Consider the following 18,669-nt stretch of genomic DNA (forward strand, 5'->3'; position numbering starts at 1 on the left):
GGTCGTTGGAGCCGCCGAAGTCCACGTCCGAGCAGGTGTAGAACGCCTCCTCGCTGCCCACGACCCGCTGCCAGATCGAGTACAGGATGTGGCGGCCCGTCCGGGGCGGGATGTTCAGCGTCCAGTTGGTGAACGTCGTCGGGTACTGGTGGGTGAACGTCGCGACCGGGACGAGGTCGGCCCAGCGCAGCGGCTGCGCCGGGTCCCAGCCCTCCCGGGTGATGTAGAACTCGAAGTCGCTGTTCGAGTGCGGCGCGGTCGCGTGGTAGGTGATCGTCTGCTGCCCGGCCCGCATCGGCTTGGCCGGCCAGTCGGCGCGCTGCAGGTCGAGGCCGCGGTACTTGGCGCGTCCCGCGCTGCACAGCTGCCCGTCCGGGATCAGTTCGCGGTGCCGTCCGCCGGCGTTCAGCAGCGACACCTCGTTCCAGTCGTAGAACGCCTGGGTTCCGCTGGCCGCGACGGCGGCCTTGCAAGCGTCCGACTGCGGGTGCTCCGGACCCTCCTGCATGCACACGTACACGCGGCTGGGCGGATCGGACATCGTGCCGTGCGCGCTCGCGGCGGTCGCGGTGCCGAGCACGACTAACGCGGACGCGGCCGGCACGGCGGCCGCCACGGCGGCGGCCTTCGAGCGGGTTGATGGCATGGGGTTCCTTCCGGTGGGGTGGGGGTCCGGAGAAGAAACGCGGGCTAGGGAAGGCCGTTCAGGAACGGCTCGTGGCTGTTCATGAACTCCCAGCCGTAGTAGTGGTCCCAGTTGACCGACCACGCCATGAGGCCGCGGAGGTCCGGGGACGTCCCGCCGCGCAGCGTGTAGGAGCCGCAGTCCTGCCCCTTCACCAGGCAGTTGACCGCCTGCTGGACCTGGGCGGGCGGCGTGTGGCCGTTGCCGGCGCTGACCGCCGCGGGCAGCCCGATGCCGATCTGGTCGGGACGCAGGCCCGCGAACGTCTGACCGGTGTTCGCGACCTCGAAACCGGCCTTCACCATGTCGGTCATCGCGATGTGGAAATCCGCGCCGCCCATGTTGTGGTACTGGCCGTCGAGGCCCATCACGGGACCGGAGTTGTAGTCCTGGACGTGCAGGACGGTCAGGTCGTCCCGCATCGCGTCGATCACCGGCAGGTACGCGCCCGTCCGGTTGTCGCCGCCGCCCGCGCCGCCGTAGAACTGGTGCCCGACCTGCACGAAGAACGTCTCCGGCGCCATCGTCAGGACGAACCCTGCGCCGTACTTGGCCTTCAGCGACTTCAGCGCCGAGATCAGATTGACGATGACCGGGGTGGTCGGGTTGCGGAAGTCGGTGTCGCCCGCGTCCAGGTAGAGCGAGTGGCCCTCGAAGTCGACGTCCAGGCCGTCCAGCCCGTACCTGTCGATGATCTCCGACACGGACCGGACGAACGCGTCCCGCGCCGCCGTCGTCGTGAGCTGCACCTGGCCGTTCTGGCCGCCGATCGAGAGCAGCACCTTCTTGCCCTGCGCCTGCTTCGCGCGGATCGCGGCGGTGAACTCCTCGTCGCTCTCCACGTTCGGGCACTCGCTGGCCGGGCACCGCGTGAACCGGATGTCACCGGACGTGGGCGACGTCGGCTCGCCGAACGCGAGGTCGATGATGTCCCACGCGTCGGGGACGTCCGCCATCCGCACGTAGCCGGAGCCGTTGGCGAAGCTCGCGTGCAGGTAGCCGATGAGCGAATGCTTCGGCAGGTCCGCGTTGGCCGGGTTGTCGTCCGCGTGCGCCGGGCCGGTGAGCCCGACGAGCAGTCCGGCGGCCATCACCGCCAGGACCCAGATCTTCTTCATGGCCGGCTCCCTCAAGGCAGCGTGTCGAGGTGCGGGCCGACGGTGCCGGCGAATCCGCCGCCGTTGGTGACGTCCCAGTTGATGGACCACGTCATCGCGCCGCGGATGTCCGGGTAGGTGCGGGACGGCTTGAACGCGCCGCATCCGGTGCCCTTGGCGAGGCAGTCGAGCGCGTCGTTCACCGCCGACGGCGCGACCACGCCGCCGCCCGCGGCGCCGGCCCCGGCCGGCAGCCCGAGCGCCACCTGGTCGGCGCGCAGCCCGTTCTCCAGCTGGATGCAGGCCAGCGCGGTCATGAAGTCGACGTTCCCCTGCCCGTAGACCTTCTGGTCGCAGCCGAGCATCGTGCCCGAGTTGTAGTACTGCATGTTGACGACGGTCAGGATGTCCTTGATCTTGAGCGCGAGCTGGAAGTAGGAGCCGCCGGTGGACTGCATGTCGATCGTCTGCGGCGCCATCGTGATGACCAGGCCGGCGCCGGCCTTGCCGTGCAGGGCCCGCAGCGCCTGCTCCATGTAGGTCGGGTTGAGGCCGTTCTCGAGGTCGATATCGATGCCGTCGAACCCGTACTCGGTCATGAGCCCGTGGACGGTGTCGGCGAAGAGCTGCGCGGAGGTGCCGTCCGAGACCTGGATGGCGCCCCTCTCGCCGCCGACCGACAGGATGACCTTCTTGCCCTTGGCGTGCAGCGCCGCGATGTCGTCCTTGAACTGCGCGTCGGTGTAACCGCCGAGCGCCGTCGACAGTTCGGGGTCGACCTGGAAGGTGACCTCACCGGCCCGGCTGGTCGCCTCCCCGAACGCGACCGCGATCAGGTCGTACTGGTCGGGCACCTGCGAGAGCTTGAGTTCTTGGGCGGGGTTGACGAAGTCGTGCCAGTAGCCGGTCAGGAAGTGCTTGGGCAGCGGCGCGGCCGCCGCGTCGGCCCGGGCTCCGGGCGCGAGGGCGAGGACGAGGAGGAGGGCGGCGAGGGCACTGAGTGCGGAGCGGGGGCGCAAGGGCTACTCCCTTGGTCTTGGAAGCGGGTGGATTCCCCCGAACCCCGATGTCGTTCCCGTATTGGACAGGAAGGTTTCCTGTCTATTTTAGGGTCAGGCTACCGGCGGGTGCGGCCGTGGGCAACCCTCTGCAACGCTCGGTCGACCCTGCGTCCGCAACCAGCCCAGGTTGGGCACCGAACCAGCGGCACCCGGTTTCGAAAATCAGCGGAAACCGCCCAAGGGCCGGCCCCTGATAGGCAGATATCGCCCATCGGGGGCCGCCCCTTGGGCAGGCGGCTCAGCTGCGCAGGGTTCGGTGGAGCGTCTCGAACGCGGTGGGACGGGGCCGGTCGCGCAGCGTGTCGCGGATGCCCAGGGCGCACTCCCGCGGAGTCTGGACGCTCGTGTCGACGTCCAGGTCGTGCGGCCCGTGGGAATGCACCGCGTGGTACTGCATGGCGGCCAGGCCGGGGTTCCTGTCGCCCCGCTCGGTTTCGCGGCGCCGCAAGACCTCCAGCGGGCAGCGCACTCCGATCAGCACGGTGTCCTCGTGGACGAGCAGGTCAAGGAGGTCGAGCAGCCGCCACCGCCGGCTGAGCGGGTAGTCGGCGACGACGTTGTTGCCGGCGGCGGTCATGCCGGCGATGGCGCGGTGGAAGCCCTTCGCGGTCCGGTCGATCTCGGCTTGGACGTCCTCGTCGGCGATGGGGCGGTCGCCGCGCATCGCGTGGAACGCGTCCACCGGGATGTGGAACCAGGTGCCGTCCAGCAGGCCGAGGAGCTCCCTGGCGATGCTGCTCTTGCCCGAGCTGGACGCCCCGTTCAGCAGGATGACCGTGCCGCCGGGGCCGGTGTCGGGGATGCTCTCGTCCGCCATGCCGCTCAGCCTGGCAGAGCGTGGCCCCGGCTCCGCAGCAGCGCGTGCTCGGCCACCCTCCTGCCGAGGTGCTCGGCCGTCAGCAGGTCGGAGTCGTGCATGGCCTCGGCGCCCTTGTCCACGGGCGAGGCGGCCGCCGCGCCCAGCCAGACGCCCAGGCGGTTGAGGTCGTCCTCGGAGCCGGCGCTGGAGTTCCAGCCCGCCGGCAGGTCGAGGCCGACCCAGAGCATGCCGTGCTGAGCGGCCAGCAGCGCCATGTACTGCAGCGTGTGCAGCTTGTCGCCGTTCTTGGAGCCCGAGCCGGTGAAACCGGCCGCGAGCTTGTCCCGCCATGCCTGCTGCTGCCAGCGGCCCACCGAGTCGCGGGCGAAGGCGTGGAACTCAGGGCTGGCCGAGCCCATGTAGGTGGGGGAGCCGAACACGATGGCGTCGGCGGCGTCGAGCTGCTCCCACCGCTGCTCGGTCAGCGCGTCCACCGGCAGCGGTTCGGCTTTGACGTCGTTCACCGAGGCCGCCCCGAACCGGACCGCCTCGGCCATCCGCGCGGTGTGCCCGTACCCGCTGTGGTACGCCACCACCAGCGATGCCGTCATCATGATCTCCTTCGATAGCCGGTATGCGGCCCAGCATGTCCGGGCCGGTCCGGCGGGGCACCACCCGTTCGGACGGGCCCGGCCACTCGAACGGGTAGGTGCCGCCGGCCACGGGCGACCTACCATGCGGTCATGGAGGAGGAGTCGCTGGCCGCCGTCCTGGACGTGCTGAGGGGCCCGCTGGACGGCGTCCTGCCCAGGATGTCGGCGGCGCTGGCCGAGGTCGTCCCGCACGAGGGAATGGTGCTGTTCACCGGTGACTGCCTGGTGCGGCCCGTGGTGCTGACGTGCGGCCTCGCTGAGGTGAGCACGGACGAGGTGCAGCGTCTGGTGGGCCAGGTGGGCGTCGGACGGCCGTGGACAGGGCGCGCGACACTGGCGGGAGCCGAGCGGCCGGTGCTGGCCGTGGCGGTCAAGCCGCCGGGCACCGCCATCGGGTTCCTGGCGGTCGCGCTGTCCGGTTCCGGGGAGCCGTCCGAGACGGCCGGGCGGATCGTGCGGCAGCTCCTCGAAGTGGTGACGGTGCATGTGGGCGACCGGGTCGCGGTGGCCGAGCAGCCCGCGGAGTCCGGCCCCGCGCCGGCATCGGTCGGCGACGTCACCGACGCCCACGCCGCGACCCTCACCGCGCTGCTCGGGGTGCTGCGCGCCAAGCGGATCGACGACGCCACGGCCCGGCGCACCGCCATCGAGCTGGCCGTGCCCGCACTGCTGGAGGCGCGCTCGGGCGGGGAGCGCGTCCTCGACCAGGAGCCGGCTGCCGAGGCGTTCGCCGTGGGCGCGGGCATGCTCGGCGTGCTGACCCGCTACCAGGACATCGAGCTGGAGCTCGCCGCGCCCGGCCCGCGGGACCGGCCGCTGCCCGGCGAGGTGGCGAGGGCCGCGCGGGCGGTCGTGCGCGCGGCGGTGCTCGCCATGCTCCAGCAGGGCGGGATCAAGCGGATCCGGCTCGCGTGGCAGGTCGAGGACGCGCGGCTCGTCGTGGGCGTCCGCGACGACGGGCCGGGCGCGGTCTCCCCAGACACGCTGTGGGCGCACCGGCTGCACGACCGCGTCCGCGAACTGGACGGGACGCTCAACGTCGACCCGGTCGCGAACTGGGGCACCACGATCACCGCGATGCTGCCCCTCACGCCGCCGGCCGCCCCTGCCGCCGGCCCGCTGGACGCGCTCAACCGGAGGGAACTGGACGTCCTGGAGCAGCTCACCCTCGGGCACCGCAACCGCCAGATCGCCCAGAAGCTCGGCATCAGCGAGAACACGGTCAAGTTCCACGTGGCCAACATCCTGGGCAAGCTCGGCGTCACCTCGCGCGGCGAGGCCGCCGCCCTCGCCCAGCGGCGAACGCCCCGCCGCCCGTGACCGACGCGTCCAGTAGCGTCGTGGCATGCCGAGTTCGACCGATGCCGTGACCGCTGAAGACCTCGACCTGGCCGTCGGGCTCGCCGTCGCCGCCTTGCGCGAGGCGCCGGACGACGCCTGGGACGGCAAGGCCGGGACGCTCGAATGGACCTGCTGGGAGACCGTCGAGCACCTCGCCGACGACCTCTTCGCCTACGCCGCGCAGCTCGGGCCGAAGGCGCCGCCGTTGAACACCGAGGTGCCGTTCGTGTGGGCGAGCCGTCGGCCCGGCGGCCCGGCGAACGTCGTCCACGCGGACCGCGACGCCGGCCCTGCCGGGTTGTTGCAGGTCCTCGATTCGTGCGGCGGGCTGCTGGCCGCCATGGTCCGGACCGCCTCCCCGGACGTCCGCGCCCACCATGTCTTCGGTGCCTCGGACGGCGAGGGGTTCGCCGCCATGGGGATCCTGGAGACCGTCGTCCACACCCATGACCTGGCGGAGGGGCTGGGGCTGCCCTGGGAACCGCCCGCCGATCTTTGCGCGCGTGTGCTGCGGCGCCTGTTCCCGGACGCGCCGCGCGACACACCGCCCTGGCCGACCGTGCTGTGGGCCACCGGGCGCGGGGAGCTTCCCGGACGTCCGCGCCTCACGTCCTGGCGCTGGGAAGGGAACCCCCGCTCATGACCGCCTGGCTCGGACCGCCGATCGACGTGCGGCCATTGTTCGGGGAACAGCAGGCGGCATTCATCGAGCTGTTGCGCGGCCTCGGCCCGGACGACTGGACGCGGCCCACCGTTTGCCCCGGATGGAGTGTCCATGACGTCGCCGCCCATGTTCTGGGCGACCATGCCGGCCGGCTTTCGATGCTGCGCGACGGGTTCGTCGCGCTGCGGCCGGGGGACGGCGAGGCGTTTCCGTCTTTCATCGACCGCATCAACGACGAATGGGTGACGGCAGCGCGGCGCATCAGCCCCCGGCTTCTCGTCACCCTTTTGTCGGAGGCCGGTGACGAGGTCGTGGAGTACTGGCAGACGGTCGACATGGAGGCGTTGGGCGGGTCCGTCAGTTGGGCCGGTCCCGAAGCGCATCCCGTCTGGCTGGACGCGGCGCGCGACTTCAGCGAGTACTGGACCCATCAGCAGCAGATCTGCGATGCGACCGGACGTGCCGGGCTTTCAGATGTGCGTTACCTCGAACCCGTCCTCGACACGTTCATGCGGGCATTGCCGTACACGTTGCGGGACGTTCCCGCTCCGGAGGGCACGGTTCTGCAAGTCGTGGTGACCGGGTTCGGTGCGTGGGTCTGCGTTCGGGGTTCTGAGCGGTGGGCCCTGCGGCGGGAGCGGTACGAGGATGCCGCCGCGTCGGTCGAGTTGTCCGCTGACACGGCGTGGCGGCTGTGCACTCGCGGAATTGCACCTGAGCAGGCCATGGAGCAGGCTCTGGTGAGGGGAGACCGGGCGCTGGCGGATACGGCGTTGCGAATGGTGTCGATCATCCATTCAGGTAATGGAAAGACGGCTTCGGGTGCATGAGGAAGTCGTGGTGGGAGATGTTCCAGGCGTAGGCGCCGGCCATGGTGAACGCGATGACGTCGCCCGGAGCCAGGGCCGGGACGGGGACGTCGCGGGCGAAGACGTCCTTCGGGGTGCATAGCTGGCCCACCAGGGTGGCCGGGCTTTCCGGGCCGGTCGCGGTGAGGACCTCGAAGGGCTGGTTGTGGCCCTTGGTAACCGGTGTTCTCAGGTGGTGGGTGCCGCCTCTGAGGATGACGTACGTTTCGCCCCGGGTCGTTTTCACGTCCAGGACGTCGGTGACGTACCAGCCGTGGTAGGCGGTTATCGCGCGGCCCGGCTCGATGCGCAGGGCGGGGCTTTCGGGGAGCTTCTGCCCGTAGTGGGCCCAGTCGAAGAGGACGTCTGGGTTCGCGTAGTCGACCGCCATTCCGCCGCCCACGTTGAGTTCGGGGTCGTCCACGCCTTGGGACTCCAGCCAGGAGAGGGCCCAGTCGGCCACCTGGGCGGCCAGGTCCAGCATTGCGGGGGCGTCCAGGCCGGAGGCGAGGTGGGCGTGGACGCCTCGGAGATCGATGTGCGGTGTCCGGGCTATGCGGCGGGCGCATTCGTCGAGGGCGTCCTCGTCCATGCCGAACGGGCCGCTCATCGTGAGAGCCGCGCCTCCGGTGTTCAGGGGCAGGTTGGCGCGAAGGAGAACGCTGGCCGGGCTTGGCAGGTGCGAGAGTTCGCGCGGGCTTTCCACGTGGATGCGATCGACGTTGAGGTGCGAGGCTGAGCGCAACTCTTCAGGGGTTTTGCCCGGACCGCCGAAGGCGATGCGAATGTCGGGCAGGGTCTTACGGACGTGCGCCAGTTCACCGCCCGATGACACCTCTATGCCGTCCACATGCGGAGCCAGGGTGCGAAGGATCTCGGCGTCCGGGTTGGCTTTGGCGGCGTAGAAGAGTTCTGTGTTCGGCAGTGCGGCCCGGATGCCGCGGACATGAGCTTCCAGTCCTGGCAGGTCGTAAATGTAGGCCGGGTAACCGTCGAGGTTCAGCGCGTATTCGTTCATAGCGGTCGCGGCACGGCCAGCGGATTGGGGACCGGGACGTAGGCCGCGCCGCGGTCGGCCGTCCGGGACCAGCGGGTGCGGAGGTTCGCCTTGGCGGGCAGCGGAACCCCGGCCAGGAGCGCCCTCACCTGGGGATGCTCTTCGTGGGTGGCGAAATGCCTCCTCGCCGTGCGCCAGAGCAGCTGTTCCAGGGCCGGGTGGAGGTCGGCCACTGCGGCGGCTATCTCGGTGAGGTGGTTGACGAGGAGGCAGTAGACGACCCGGTTCCAGCCCCGATCCGGTGCGTAGGTGAGGGCCTCGGCCACCCGGGCGGGAATGTGCGACAGGTCCCAGTGGCCTGCGGTCAGTTTGGTGCCCTCCAGGTCGCGGAACACGGCGTGGATCGGCATACCGTCGTCGTCCACGCAGATGAGGACGTTCTGAAGGTGCGGTTCCAGGACCACGCCATGGTCCAGATAGGCGCTGAGCACCGGTGGCGCCACCTGGGCGACGTAGGCGTCCCACCAGGCTTGGGCGCCGTCCAGGGTCGACAGGGCGGGCAGGTCGGCGAGGACGGTGCTGTAGGGGTCGGTCAAGGCGCCCGCCAGGAGCGGTGTGCCGGGGAGCGACTTGATGCCCTGCCGCAGGATCACGCCAAGACCTTCGTACAGGCGACGGTCCGGGAGCGTGATGGTGCGGTAGGCGGGCTCCGCGAGAAACGTGGCGTCCAGCTTCTCCAGGATGGGCGGCAGCAGGTCGTTGAGCGATATCGCCCCGGTCAGCTCGTACCAGGCGTTCTTGCGGACGCAGTTGGTGATGCGCACGTCGAGGCTGAACTTGCAGAACACGTCGGCGTCCGGGAGATACGCGGTGCGGACGGAGGACGTGGGCACCGCTTCAAGCTCCGAAGGCCCGAGGTTGAGCAATGAGCCGTCCGCCAAGGCGCGCTGCAGGACGGGGTTGTCCGCCAGGAGGGAGAGCTGCCAGGGATGGACAGGAAGGAGGCGGCGGTTCGGTGGCACCGTGGGCCCGTAGGACTCCAAGGCCGTGAACGCGTCGAGCGCCCCCTCCTCGGCGACGAGGTGTTCAGGGACGGCCAGCCAGAGTGGACGGAAGCTTGCCCCGGTCTCCGGCGCGTACGGCAGCCAGTCCGCAGGCGACCCCTGACGGGCCTTCGGGGACGGATGGAACCGGTGCCCGGCGACAAGGGACTGCTCCGAGCCGATGTAGCGGTCGGCGGCAGGCTCGCCACGGGACCCGACGATGGCGGTCAGTGCTGTATGGCTGTCGTCCACCTGGGCCAGGAATTCAGGGTTCGGATGGCCGGTCGCCAGTTCCAGTTCGCCCGCGACCAGGTTCGCCAGCCTGTTCCAGGGCGCCGGTATCCATTCCTCCTCCCGGCGCTCTTCGTAGGGCGGCGCTAGGCGGTACGTAGGGCCGGCCGGGGGACGCGTCAAACCCGCACGCAGGACGACGCCCGCGCGGGGCAGCCTCATGACGAGGTGCGCTTCGTCCGGCCAGACCTGCTGCTCGGGCGCGCACACCTCCCGGACCAGGCAGTTCAGCAGCGCGGTCGAGGTGGCGTCATCGGCCGTGACGGCCGGATCTGTCAGCAGCACGTCGTGTCCCGTAGGTAATTGGGCCCGGGTGGGCCGTAGTGCTTGTTGATGTCGGCCGCTCCGGTCCGCGCCTTGTCGACGAGGGTCCCGGCGGTGAGCATGGCCTTGCCCGGCAGCGTGTCGGCGTCCAGCGTGCGGGAGCGCAGGAACGCGTCGTCCGCGCCGAGTGCCTCGTCGAGCCGCTCGCGGATCATCCGCAGGCCGGTCCGCCAGGGGAGCAGGCCGCGTTCGGCCAGGCCCAGGGCGGGCGCCGCCGCGCACAGGTGCAGCGTGATGGTGACGAAGACGCGGGCGAGCGCGTCGGGGTCGGACGTCGTCATGCGGCGGTCGATGAGGTCGCGCGGGTCGGTGCCGGGGGACGGGGGCAGGCGCCGGCGGAGCCGGGACGGGTCGATCAGCGCGCCGTCGTTGTCCTTGATGAGGAGGCGTAGCGGGAAGTCGTCCAGGACGAGGGCGACGTTCTGCTGGTGCGCCTCTAGCGCGATGCCATAGCGGAACAGCGTGACGTTCCAGGAGAGCAGCGCCGACAGGTAGGCGCCGAAGAGCGCAGCGACGTCCCAGCGTTCGATGACGTAACCGTGGTCCGGGCCCTCAGCGAGCAGTGCCGCTACGGGGACGATGTGCGCGTGCGCGACCTCGGCTGGGAAACGCCTCACCAGGTAGCCGAGAAGCGGGTCGTCGGCATGGCCGTAAGTCTGTTCGTCGGCGAGAAGTACGGGAAGCGCGGGTTCGTGTAAGAGGACCTGGTGCAGGATGCGTTCGACGAGGGCACCGTCCGGGAGGGTGCCGGGCATGATGGTCCGCTTGTTGCGCAGGCCAAGGGTGCTCGTCGGCAGTGGCATCTTCAGGTGTTCGAGCGGTGCGGCGGCCACGGTCCGCATGGACAACGTGGGGGAGACCTGGAGATACGGGTCGGGTGCCACCGACATCCCGGGCCGCGCGTGAACCTGCCGCGCCGCCAGCGGATGGACGGGGAACAGGGCGTCGGCCGAGGCCAGCCCCACATCCGGCGGCGTCGGCCACCACCCTGGAAGCGCCCCGGCGAGGGCGGGGCGCCGGACCGCCGCCCAGCGGAGCGGAAAAGACGGGGCGAACTCCGGCGCGTAGCGGCTCAGATCGGCCAGGGACAGTCCGGCGCGGCTCCGGCCTGCCGGGTGTACCGGGTGGTCGTTGAAGGCCGCCAGCGTCTCGTAGAACGTGCTGGGGCCCGTCCGCAACGCGTCCGGGAGACGGCCGAGCCGCCGGTGCACGGCGGGACGGGCGTCGTCGTGGAGTCTGGCGGTCGCCAGGGCGTCCAGGCATTCGCGCTCGAAGGCCGCCGTGTCATCGCGCGGGTCGGCCACTGTGCGGACGGTGTGGAAGATGTCGTGGAGCCTCAGGCTCTGCCCAGGCTCGACGACGTATTCGGACAGAAAAGCCGGGCACGCCGCAGCCAGCCGCACAGGATGACGGCCGGGAAGCTCCAGCGTCGGGCCGTTCACGAAGCGCCTCAGCCCCGCATAGTCCTCGCGCAGGAGCGCGTTCAGGATCCGGGTCGCGAGCGGCCCTTCCACATCGTCAGCGGTCACGCGATCGTCCAGTCGTGGGACGCGCGGAACCGTGCCAGGGCGGCCTCGACCTCCTCTGGGCCGGGCCCGATGGCGCGCACCGTCCCGAGGTAGTCGCGGTTGGTGCGGGTGACGGCCACGGTGTCGCCCACGGAACGCTGCGGACGATACGCGAGCCGCACTGGGCCGTCGTCCAAGCGTAGTGGGCCGGGCGCGGCGGTCAGCGTGCCGGAGCGGTCGGCTATGACCGGCTCGGCGACGGCGTGACGCGGCGGAGGAACCGGCCGCTCCGGCAGGCCCGCTCCCAGGTGAACCTGCAGAATCTGCTCGAAAAGACGGATGCCCAGGAGGTCGGCCAACAAGAAGTCACAGTGGTCACCGATCAACCGGTAATTGACCTCGATGATGCGGGCGCGGCCATCATGGACGACGAACTCGGTGTGACATGCACCGAACCCGACCCCCAGCACCTCCAGTTGGCGGAGCACTTGCGGCGTCTCGGGGGGAGGGGGCGTCCACTCAAGGCGCTCTTCGACGAAGTAGGGCGGCGGGGACAGCGTCGTACGGAACGACCCCAGCACCCGCACCTCCTGCCCATCGCCGAGCGTCTCCAGCGTGTGAAGGCGGCCGGGCAGGTACTCCTCCGCCACAAGCGGGTCGTCGCGGTGCGCTGCGATCTGCCCTACGCGGGTGGCAAGCTCCAGAGCGTCATGGACGAGGAACACGTCCTCGCTGGCGACGCCCTCGCGCGGCTTCACGACGAGCGGATACGGCGCGTCGGCCGGCACACGGGAAGCGTCCGAAGAGAAGACCGGATCGAGCCCACGAAGGTGCCGCCGCATGAGGGCCTTGTTCTTCGCGCGGGTCGCCGCCCGCCAGTCCTTCGCCGGCAGCCCGAAGTAGGCGGCGGCCAGCGCGGCGGGTGCCTGCAGGAAGTCGCTGTTGGAGAAGATGGCCGCGGGCTCGCCCTCGACCCGGGCGACGATGTCCCGGAAGTCCGAGACATCGCACTCGACGACCGGACCGTCGAACGCGTGCGCCTCGGGACGGTCGGTGAGGAGCGTGACGTCGAGGCCCAGGCTCGCGGCGGCGGGCAGGAACCCGTGCGTCACCGAGTCGGTCGCCTTCCCGGCGACCAGGTAGACAGAGGCGGCCACGAACCGGCCCTTCCAGTGGGTGAGGTAAGCCTTGCCTAACTCGCAGTGATCACCATAGTGGCGGGGGCGCGGACCGCACGCAAGAACGATGGCACCGCGTGTCCTGGGCCGTCCGGCGATCCGCCAGGATGGCCCCATGGAGGAACTCGTGGACCGGTGGGTCGCGCTCGCGGGACCGCACACCCGGCACATCGGAACCGAACTGAGCGAGCGCTACGGCGAGCCGCACCGCCGCTACCACACCCGCGACCACCTCACCGCCGTCCTCGACCTCGTGGACGAGTTGGCCGGCCACGCCGAGACGCCCGACGTCGTCAGGCTCGCCGCCTGGTTCCACGACGCCGTCTACGACCCGGAACGCGCCGACAACGAGGAGCGCAGCGCCCGCCTGGCCGCCCGCATGCTCGCCGACACCGACCTCGCCCAGCAGGACATCGACCAGGTCGTCCGGCTCGTCGAGCTGACCACCACGCACTCGCCAGAGGACGGCGACACGAACGGCCAGGTCCTCTGCGACGCCGACCTCGCGGTCCTCGGCGCGGAGCCCGGCCAGTACGCCGCCTACACGGCAGCCGTCCGCGAGGAGTACGCGTTCGTCCCCGACGAGTTCTTCAAGGCCGGACGAGCCGAAGTGCTCAACGGCCTGCTCGCGCTGCCCAAGCTCTTCCACACGCCCGCTGCGCACGACCGCTTCGAGGAACGCGCGCGCAACAACATCAGAACCGAACTGATGCTCCTCAACGCTTAGCAGCGGCGCCCGGCGACGCGCGGCGACGCCCGGCAACGCTCAGGCGCGCGTCCGGTAGGCCTTGCGGCGGCGCAGGCCCGCCCTGGTCAGCCGCAAGAGCAGCTCCTTGCAGCCCACCGCCTCGGCCCCCTGCAACAGCGCCGCCTCGTACAGTTCGGACGGGACGTCGTAGTGGTCGCGCTCGAACGCCCGCACCGGCATCCCCAGGACCGCCGCGAACGCGTGCAGCTCGTCGTACGACACGTCGCTGACCATGTGCGACCACACGCGCCCGCGCGCGGGCCACAACGGCGGGTCGATGAGGATCAAGGCCACTCCCAGGAAGAAGTCAACGGGATCCCTTACTGTGAGTTTCTCGTCTCGGGAAACCCCGGCGGGCGCGGGTGCGTCCGGAGACCCCGGATGGAAGAAACCCAGCCCGACAGTACGACATGCGAAGGGGCATGCAGGTGAACGATGTAGTCGCCTACATCCAGGCGGACCGCGACCGGTTCGTCGCCGACCTCAAGGAGTGGCTGGCGATCCCGTCCGTCTCCGGGGACCCGGCGCACGACGGCGACGTGCGCAGATCGGCCGAATGGCTCGCCGGCCACCTGCGCAAGGAGGGCTTCCCGACCGTCGAGGTCTGGGAGACGCCCGGCCACCCGGCGGTGTACGCCGAATGGCCCGCCGAAGACCCGGACGCCCCCGCGGTCGTCGTCTACGGCCACCACGACGTCCAGCCCGTCGAGCCCCTGGCCGAGTGGGACACCGAGCCGTTCAAGCCCGTCGAGAAGGGCGACCGGATCATCGGGCGCGGCGCGTCCGACGACAAGGGCCAGGTCTTCTTCCACACCCTCGGGCTCCGCGCGCTGCTCGCCGCGTCCGGCCGGCAGGCCCCGCCCGTCACCGTCAAGCTGCTGGTCGAGGGCGAGGAGGAGTCCGGCTCGGTGCACTTCGCCGACCTGCTCCGCGCCCGCCGCGACCGGCTCTCCTGCGACGCCGTCGTCATCAGCGACACCACGATGTGGGCGGCGGACGTCCCGTCCATGTGCACCGGCATGCGCGGCCTCACCGAGGCCGAGCTCACGCTGCGCGGCCCGGAGGGCGACCTGCACTCCGGCTCGTTCGGCGGCGCCGTCCCGAACACGCTGCAGGCGATGGCCACGATGCTCGCCGCCCTGCACGACGCCGGCGGGCGCGTCACCCTCCCCGGCTTCTACGACGACGTCGTCCCGCTGAGCGACGAGGAGCGCGAGCTGTTCGCGCGCCTCCCGTTCGACGAGGACGAGTGGCTCCGCACCGCCGGGAGCAGCCGCGCCGCGCACGGCGAGAAGGGCTACACGACCCTCGAACGCATCTGGGCGCGGCCGACCGCCGAGATCAACGGCATGTGGGGCGGGCACACCGGGCCGGGCGGCAAGACGATCGTCCCGCGCGAGGCGCACGCCAAGATCTCCTTCCGGCTCGCCGCCGGCCAGGACCCCCGCACGGTCCAGGAGCAGTTCAGGGCGTGGGTCGCCGGGCACACCCCGGCCGGCGTCGAGGCCGAGGTGCACATCCCCGGCGGCGGCGTCCGGCCGTGCTTCTCGCCGATCGGCTCGCCCGCCGTCAAGGCCGCGCGCCGCGCCATGGAGCGGGCGTTCGGCACCGAGGTGCTGTTCACCCGCGAGGGCGGCAGCGGCCCCGAGGCCGACATCGCCGACATCCTGGACGCGCCGCTGATCTTCGTCGCGGTCGGGCTGGACGGCGACCGCATCCACGCGCCCAACGAGAAGGTCGAGATCCCGCTGCTGCTCAAGGGCGCCGAGGCCGCCGCGTACCTGTGGGAAGAACTCGCCACCGCGCTGCGCTGAACCGAGGGCTGAACCGAGAGGATGAACGTGACCGACGGCCCCCTTGAATGGTTGGCGCTCGCCCGTGGAACGCTCGACCGCGTCGCGCTGAACCGCCGCGACGAAGCCTGGCTGGACGCGGCCTGGGCGAATCCCGAGACGCGCGTACTGCTCGTCCAGGACGGACGGTCGCTCGTCACCTACGAGCCCGATCCCGCCCTCGTCTTCGTCCCGCCGGACCAGGCGCCGGACGGCGAGCGCTGGCTCCTCGGCGCCGGCGAGGACGGCACCGCCTACTTCGGCGCGCCCGGCCCGCTGCCCGCCATCGAGGGGGCGCACCCGGCCGGCCTCCGCCGCGTCGGCGCCCTCCTCGGCGACCAGGACTCCGGCCTGCTCACCCACGTCGTCGCCCTGGAGCACTGGCACCGGACCAACCGGTTCTGCCCGCGCTGCGGAGCCGAGACGCGGGTGGCGTCCGCCGGGCACGTCCGCCAGTGCCCCGAGGACGGCTCCCAGCACTTCCCGCGCGTCGACCCCGCCGTGATCATGCTGGTCACCGACGAGGCCGACCGGATCCTGCTGGCCCGCGGCCCGCAGTGGCCCGCCGACCGCCGCTCGATCCTCGCCGGGTTCGTCGAACCGGGCGAGTCCCTCGAACAGGCCGTCGCGCGGGAGGTGAACGAGGAGGTCGGGCTGCCGGTCCGGGACGTCCGCTACCTCGGCAGCCAGCCGTGGCCGCTGCCGCAGAGCCTCATGCTGGGCTTCACCGCGAAGACCGACGGCGGCGTCCCGCTGCGTCCCGACCCGGAAGAGATCCTCGACGCGGCCTGGTACACCCGCGACGAGCTGACCGCCGCCATCGACAAGGGCGAGATCGTCGCCCCGGGCCCGCTCTCCATCGCCGCCCAGCTCATCATGCGCTGGTACGGCGACCAACTCCCGAAAATGCCAATGTTCTGACGGAGGGTTCATCTAGCATGAGCGGTACGTGACCTCCCCGCCGTAGCGGGGATGACCCCCAAACGGTCCCGACCGTGACGATGGGGGATCAGTGCTCCCCGCGCACGCGGGGGTGGGACGACGGCCCGCCGCCCTAGCGGTCGGCGGGCCTCGTCCTCAAGCTCTAGCCTGACTGCGCGATCTCGGCGAGACGACGCTTGACTTCTTTGGCGCTCGGGTTCGTCGCGGCGGTGCCGTTGGGGAACAGGACCGTCGGGACGGTTTGATTGCCGCCGTTGACGCTCATCACGTACTCGGCGGCCTCGGGGTCGCGCTCGATGTCGACCTCGACCATCTCGATGCCGTCGCGGGCCAGCTGGCTCTTCAGCCTGCGGCAGAACCCGCACCAGGACGTCGTGTACATGGTGAGCTGGCCGGCCGTGCCCTTGGCCCGGTCGGTCGTCGGCGTCGCCATCGCTTCCGCGTCTCCCTCGTTCGTTCGTTCGGACGGTCCATGCCCTCGGCAGAACAGTGGACACCCGTCCCGCATTCCTTCGCTGTCCACAGTTGGCGTGGTGGCTGATACGGGTGGGGCGGGCTGCGAGTATGGGGGGATGTTGCCTGAGTCGGTGCTGGAGGGACTCGACCCCGAACAGCGGGCGGTCGCCGAGGCGGTGAAAGGGCCGGTGTGCGTGCTCGCGGGCGCCGGGACGGGCAAGACGCGGGCCATCACCCACCGGATCGCCTACGCCACGCTGACCGGTGTCGTGACGCCCCAGCGGGTGCTCGCCGTGACGTTCACCACACGGGCGGCGGGGGAGCTGCGCAGCCGGCTGCGGCAGCTCGGCGCGCCCGGCGTGCAGGCCCGCACCTTCCACGCGGCGGCGCTGCGGCAGCTCACCTACTTCTGGCCGCGGGTCGTGGGCGGCGAGCCACCCAAGATCATCGATTCGAAGGTCGGGCTGGTCGCGGACGCGGCGCGGGCCTGCCGGCTGTCGCTCGCGCGGACGGAGCTGCGCGACGTCGCGAGCGAGATCGAATGGGCGAAGGTCACCCAGCTTCGCCCCGAGGACTACCCCGCCGCGGTCGTCAAGGCGGGCCGCAGGCCGCCCGCCGAGGTCGTCGACGTCGCCCGCGTCTACGCCATGTACGAGCAGCTCAGGCGGGAGCGCAACCTGCTCGACTTCGAGGGGATGCTGGAGCTGACCGCGGCCGTCCTCACCGAGCACCGGGAGGTCGCCAACCAGGTCCGCGAGCAGTACCGGTACTTCGTCGTGGACGAGTTCCAGGACGTCAACCCGCTGCAGAAGCTGCTGCTCGACACCTGGCTCGGCGACCGCGACGACCTGTGCGTCGTCGGCGACCCCAACCAGACGATCTACTCGTTCACCGGCGCGTCCCCGTCCCACCTGCTCGACTTCACCCGCGAGCATCCGGACGCCAAGATCGTCAAGCTCGTCCGCGACTACCGGTCGACGCCGCAGGTCGTCCGGCTGGCCAACGGGGTGATCGGGCCGGCCAAGGGGGTCCGGCACAAGCTGGAGCTCCAAGCCCAGCGCGACAACGGGCCCGAGCCGGTGTTCAACGAGTACGACGACGAGGTCGCCGAGGCCGACGACGCGGCGCGGCGGGCCCGCAAGCTGATCGAGGAGGGCGTCCCCGCGCGGGAGATCGCCGTCCTGTACCGGATCAACGCGCAGTCCGAGACGTACGAGTCGGCGCTGGCCGCGGTCGGCGTCCCCTACGTGCTGCGCGGCGCGGAGCGGTTCTTCGAGCGGCCCGAGGTGCGCGAGGCGGTGGTCCGGCTGCGCGGTGCGGCGCGGGCGGGCGGCGACGCCGAGACCGACGGCATGGGGCTCATACAGACCGTCCGGCACGTGCTGTCGGGGGCCGGGTTCTCCGACCGGCCGCCCGAGGGGGCCGGGGCGGCCCGCGCGCGCTGGGAGTCCCTCGCGGCACTGGCCCAGCTCGCCGAGGACATGGCCGCCGACAACCCCAAGGCCGGTCTCGCCGACTTCGTCGCCGAGCTTGAGGAACGCGCCACCGCCCAGCACGCGCCGCCGCTGGAGGGCGTCACGCTCGCGTCCCTGCACGCCGCCAAGGGCCTGGAGTGGGACGCCGTGTTCCTCGTCGGCCTGGCCGAAGGCACGCTGCCCATCATCTACGCCAAGACACCCGAGCAGGTCGAGGAGGAACGGCGTCTCCTCTACGTGGGCGTGACCCGGGCCCGCGTCCACCTCAACCTGTCGTGGGCGCTGGCACGCTCGCCCGGCGGGACGCAGATGCGCCGCCCGTCCCGCTTCCTGGACGGCCTGACCGGCAAGACCACCACGCACATGCCCGCCCGCGTCGACCGGTCGAAGCGGCGTCCCGCCAAGGGCCCGCAGCCGTGCCGGGTGTGCGGGCGCCCGCTGACCGCCGCCGTCGAACGCAAGCTCGGCCGCTGCGAAGACTGCCCGTCGGAGCTGAACGAGGAACTGCTCATCGCGCTCAAGGAGTGGCGCGCCCAGGTGTCCGCCGAGCAGAAGGTCCCCGCGTACGTGGTGTTCACCGACGCGACCCTCCAGGCGATCGCCGAGCACGACCCCGGGTCGCTGGAGGAGCTGGCCCGCATCCCCGGCGTCGGGAAGGTCAAGCTCGACCGCTACGGCGACGCCGTCCTCGGGATGTGCGGGCACTGATACGCGGGCACTGACCGCC

The 18,669-nt window shown here is 71.1% G+C and carries 18 protein-coding genes; 7 read left to right on the top strand and 11 right to left on the bottom strand.

Annotated features, from left to right (window positions below):
• The 5 genes from E1293_RS18625 to E1293_RS18645 form a co-directional block, all read right to left on the bottom strand.
• Window positions 1-646: lytic polysaccharide monooxygenase auxiliary activity family 9 protein (locus tag E1293_RS18625; protein ID WP_165978277.1), on the bottom strand; the 646-nt coding region annotated here is incomplete at its 3' end.
• Between the two features lie 44 nt (window positions 647-690).
• A complete protein-coding gene (locus E1293_RS18630; protein ID WP_132198695.1) occupies window positions 691-1,803 on the bottom strand; it encodes a chitinase in 1,113 nt (370 codons plus the stop codon).
• A gap of 11 nt (window positions 1,804-1,814) precedes the next feature.
• Window positions 1,815-2,801, bottom strand: coding sequence for a chitinase (locus E1293_RS18635; protein ID WP_165978278.1), 987 nt, complete (start codon window positions 2,799-2,801; stop codon window positions 1,815-1,817).
• Between the two features lie 280 nt (window positions 2,802-3,081).
• Window positions 3,082-3,660: a phosphotransferase-like protein gene (locus tag E1293_RS18640; protein ID WP_132198696.1), complete on the bottom strand. Its 579-nt coding sequence runs from the start codon at window positions 3,658-3,660 to the stop codon at window positions 3,082-3,084.
• 5 nt (window positions 3,661-3,665) lie between these two features.
• Complete coding sequence (locus tag E1293_RS18645) at window positions 3,666-4,256, bottom strand: flavodoxin family protein (protein ID WP_132198697.1); 591 nt, start codon at window positions 4,254-4,256, stop codon at window positions 3,666-3,668.
• A 129-nt stretch (window positions 4,257-4,385) separates the two neighbouring features.
• On the opposite strand from E1293_RS18645, the gene E1293_RS49500 reads away from it, so the two are divergent.
• From E1293_RS49500 to E1293_RS18660, 3 genes are read left to right on the top strand one after another with little or no spacing between them, the layout of a single operon-like run.
• Window positions 4,386-5,615 carry a helix-turn-helix transcriptional regulator gene (locus E1293_RS49500; RefSeq protein WP_132198698.1) on the top strand — a complete coding sequence of 410 codons (1,230 nt, stop codon included), beginning with the start codon at window positions 4,386-4,388 and terminating at the stop codon, window positions 5,613-5,615.
• Window positions 5,616-5,640: 25 nt separating this feature from the next.
• A complete protein-coding gene (locus tag E1293_RS18655) occupies window positions 5,641-6,279 on the top strand; it encodes a maleylpyruvate isomerase N-terminal domain-containing protein (RefSeq protein ID WP_132198699.1) in 639 nt (212 codons plus the stop codon).
• Window positions 6,276-7,130 carry a maleylpyruvate isomerase family mycothiol-dependent enzyme gene (locus E1293_RS18660; protein ID WP_132198700.1) on the top strand — a complete coding sequence of 285 codons (855 nt, stop codon included), beginning with the start codon at window positions 6,276-6,278 and terminating at the stop codon, window positions 7,128-7,130. Before E1293_RS18655 ends, E1293_RS18660 begins: the two co-directional genes overlap by 4 nt.
• Here E1293_RS18660 and E1293_RS18665 read toward each other — a convergent pair.
• The 4 genes from E1293_RS18665 to E1293_RS18680 are packed head-to-tail and all read right to left on the bottom strand — an operon-like array spanning window position 7,090 to window position 12,468.
• Entirely contained in the window at window positions 7,090-8,166 is a 1,077-nt protein-coding gene (locus E1293_RS18665) for a type III PLP-dependent enzyme (RefSeq protein WP_132198701.1), read from the bottom strand. The genes E1293_RS18660 and E1293_RS18665 overlap by 41 nt on opposite strands.
• The gene (locus tag E1293_RS18670; protein ID WP_132198702.1) at window positions 8,163-9,764 is read right to left on the bottom strand and encodes an IucA/IucC family protein; all 1,602 of its coding nucleotides are present in this window, start codon (window positions 9,762-9,764) and stop codon (window positions 8,163-8,165) included. The genes E1293_RS18665 and E1293_RS18670 overlap by 4 nt, the downstream gene beginning before the upstream one ends.
• Entirely contained in the window at window positions 9,755-11,332 is a 1,578-nt protein-coding gene (locus E1293_RS18675) for an IucA/IucC family protein (RefSeq protein ID WP_132198703.1), read from the bottom strand. The genes E1293_RS18670 and E1293_RS18675 overlap by 10 nt, the downstream gene beginning before the upstream one ends.
• Window positions 11,329-12,468: an ATP-grasp domain-containing protein gene (locus tag E1293_RS18680; RefSeq protein WP_243716318.1), complete on the bottom strand. Its 1,140-nt coding sequence runs from the start codon at window positions 12,466-12,468 to the stop codon at window positions 11,329-11,331. Before E1293_RS18680 ends, E1293_RS18675 begins: the two co-directional genes overlap by 4 nt.
• Window positions 12,469-12,604: 136 nt before the next feature.
• Between E1293_RS18680 and E1293_RS18685 the strand changes: the two genes are divergently transcribed.
• Entirely contained in the window at window positions 12,605-13,216 is a 612-nt protein-coding gene (locus E1293_RS18685; RefSeq protein ID WP_132198705.1) for an HD domain-containing protein, read from the top strand.
• Between the two features lie 39 nt (window positions 13,217-13,255).
• Here E1293_RS18685 and E1293_RS18690 read toward each other — a convergent pair whose 3' ends face one another.
• Window positions 13,256-13,525 (bottom strand): DUF4031 domain-containing protein, encoded by a 270-nt coding sequence (locus E1293_RS18690; protein ID WP_132198706.1) that lies wholly within the window; start codon window positions 13,523-13,525, stop codon window positions 13,256-13,258.
• Window positions 13,526-13,659: 134 nt separating this feature from the next.
• On the opposite strand from E1293_RS18690, the gene E1293_RS18695 reads away from it, so the two are divergent.
• Window positions 13,660-15,051 carry a dipeptidase gene (locus tag E1293_RS18695; protein ID WP_132198707.1) on the top strand — a complete coding sequence of 464 codons (1,392 nt, stop codon included), beginning with the start codon at window positions 13,660-13,662 and terminating at the stop codon, window positions 15,049-15,051.
• 21 nt (window positions 15,052-15,072) lie between these two features.
• Window positions 15,073-15,990, top strand: a complete 918-nt coding sequence (gene nudC / locus E1293_RS18700; RefSeq protein WP_132198708.1) for an NAD(+) diphosphatase — start codon at window positions 15,073-15,075, stop codon at window positions 15,988-15,990.
• A 163-nt stretch (window positions 15,991-16,153) separates the two neighbouring features.
• Here nudC and E1293_RS18705 read toward each other — a convergent pair whose 3' ends face one another.
• Window positions 16,154-16,444, bottom strand: coding sequence for a mycoredoxin (locus tag E1293_RS18705; protein ID WP_132198709.1), 291 nt, complete (start codon window positions 16,442-16,444; stop codon window positions 16,154-16,156).
• 139 nt (window positions 16,445-16,583) lie between these two features.
• On the opposite strand from E1293_RS18705, the gene E1293_RS18710 reads away from it, so the two are divergent.
• Window positions 16,584-18,650 (top strand): ATP-dependent DNA helicase UvrD2, encoded by a 2,067-nt coding sequence (locus tag E1293_RS18710; RefSeq protein ID WP_132198710.1) that lies wholly within the window; start codon window positions 16,584-16,586, stop codon window positions 18,648-18,650.
• Window positions 18,651-18,669 lie beyond the last annotated feature (19 nt).

The organism is Actinomadura darangshiensis (assembly GCF_004349235.1).
Classification (GTDB): Bacteria; Actinomycetota; Actinomycetes; order Streptosporangiales; family Streptosporangiaceae; genus Spirillospora; species Spirillospora darangshiensis.

Excerpts from the sequence above, each read along its gene's own strand:
- E1293_RS18645 (WP_132198697.1), bottom strand. The coding sequence starts at position 4,256 with ATGATGACGGCATCGCTGGTGGTGGCGTACCACAGCGGGTACGGGCAC.
- E1293_RS18705 (WP_132198709.1), bottom strand. The coding sequence starts at position 16,444 with ATGGCGACGCCGACGACCGACCGGGCCAAGGGCACGGCCGGCCAGCTC.
- E1293_RS18710 (WP_132198710.1), top strand. The coding sequence starts at position 16,584 with ATGTTGCCTGAGTCGGTGCTGGAGGGACTCGACCCCGAACAGCGGGCG.
- E1293_RS18660 (WP_132198700.1), top strand. The coding sequence starts at position 6,276 with ATGACCGCCTGGCTCGGACCGCCGATCGACGTGCGGCCATTGTTCGGG.
- E1293_RS18630 (WP_132198695.1), bottom strand. The coding sequence starts at position 1,803 with ATGAAGAAGATCTGGGTCCTGGCGGTGATGGCCGCCGGACTGCTCGTC.
- E1293_RS18665 (WP_132198701.1), bottom strand. The coding sequence starts at position 8,166 with ATGAACGAATACGCGCTGAACCTCGACGGTTACCCGGCCTACATTTAC.
- E1293_RS49500 (WP_132198698.1), top strand. The coding sequence starts at position 4,386 with ATGGAGGAGGAGTCGCTGGCCGCCGTCCTGGACGTGCTGAGGGGCCCG.
- E1293_RS18685 (WP_132198705.1), top strand. The coding sequence starts at position 12,605 with ATGGAGGAACTCGTGGACCGGTGGGTCGCGCTCGCGGGACCGCACACC.
- E1293_RS18655 (WP_132198699.1), top strand. The coding sequence starts at position 5,641 with ATGCCGAGTTCGACCGATGCCGTGACCGCTGAAGACCTCGACCTGGCC.
- E1293_RS18695 (WP_132198707.1), top strand. The coding sequence starts at position 13,660 with ATGCAGGTGAACGATGTAGTCGCCTACATCCAGGCGGACCGCGACCGG.
- nudC (WP_132198708.1), top strand. The coding sequence starts at position 15,073 with ATGAACGTGACCGACGGCCCCCTTGAATGGTTGGCGCTCGCCCGTGGA.
- E1293_RS18640 (WP_132198696.1), bottom strand. The coding sequence starts at position 3,660 with ATGGCGGACGAGAGCATCCCCGACACCGGCCCCGGCGGCACGGTCATC.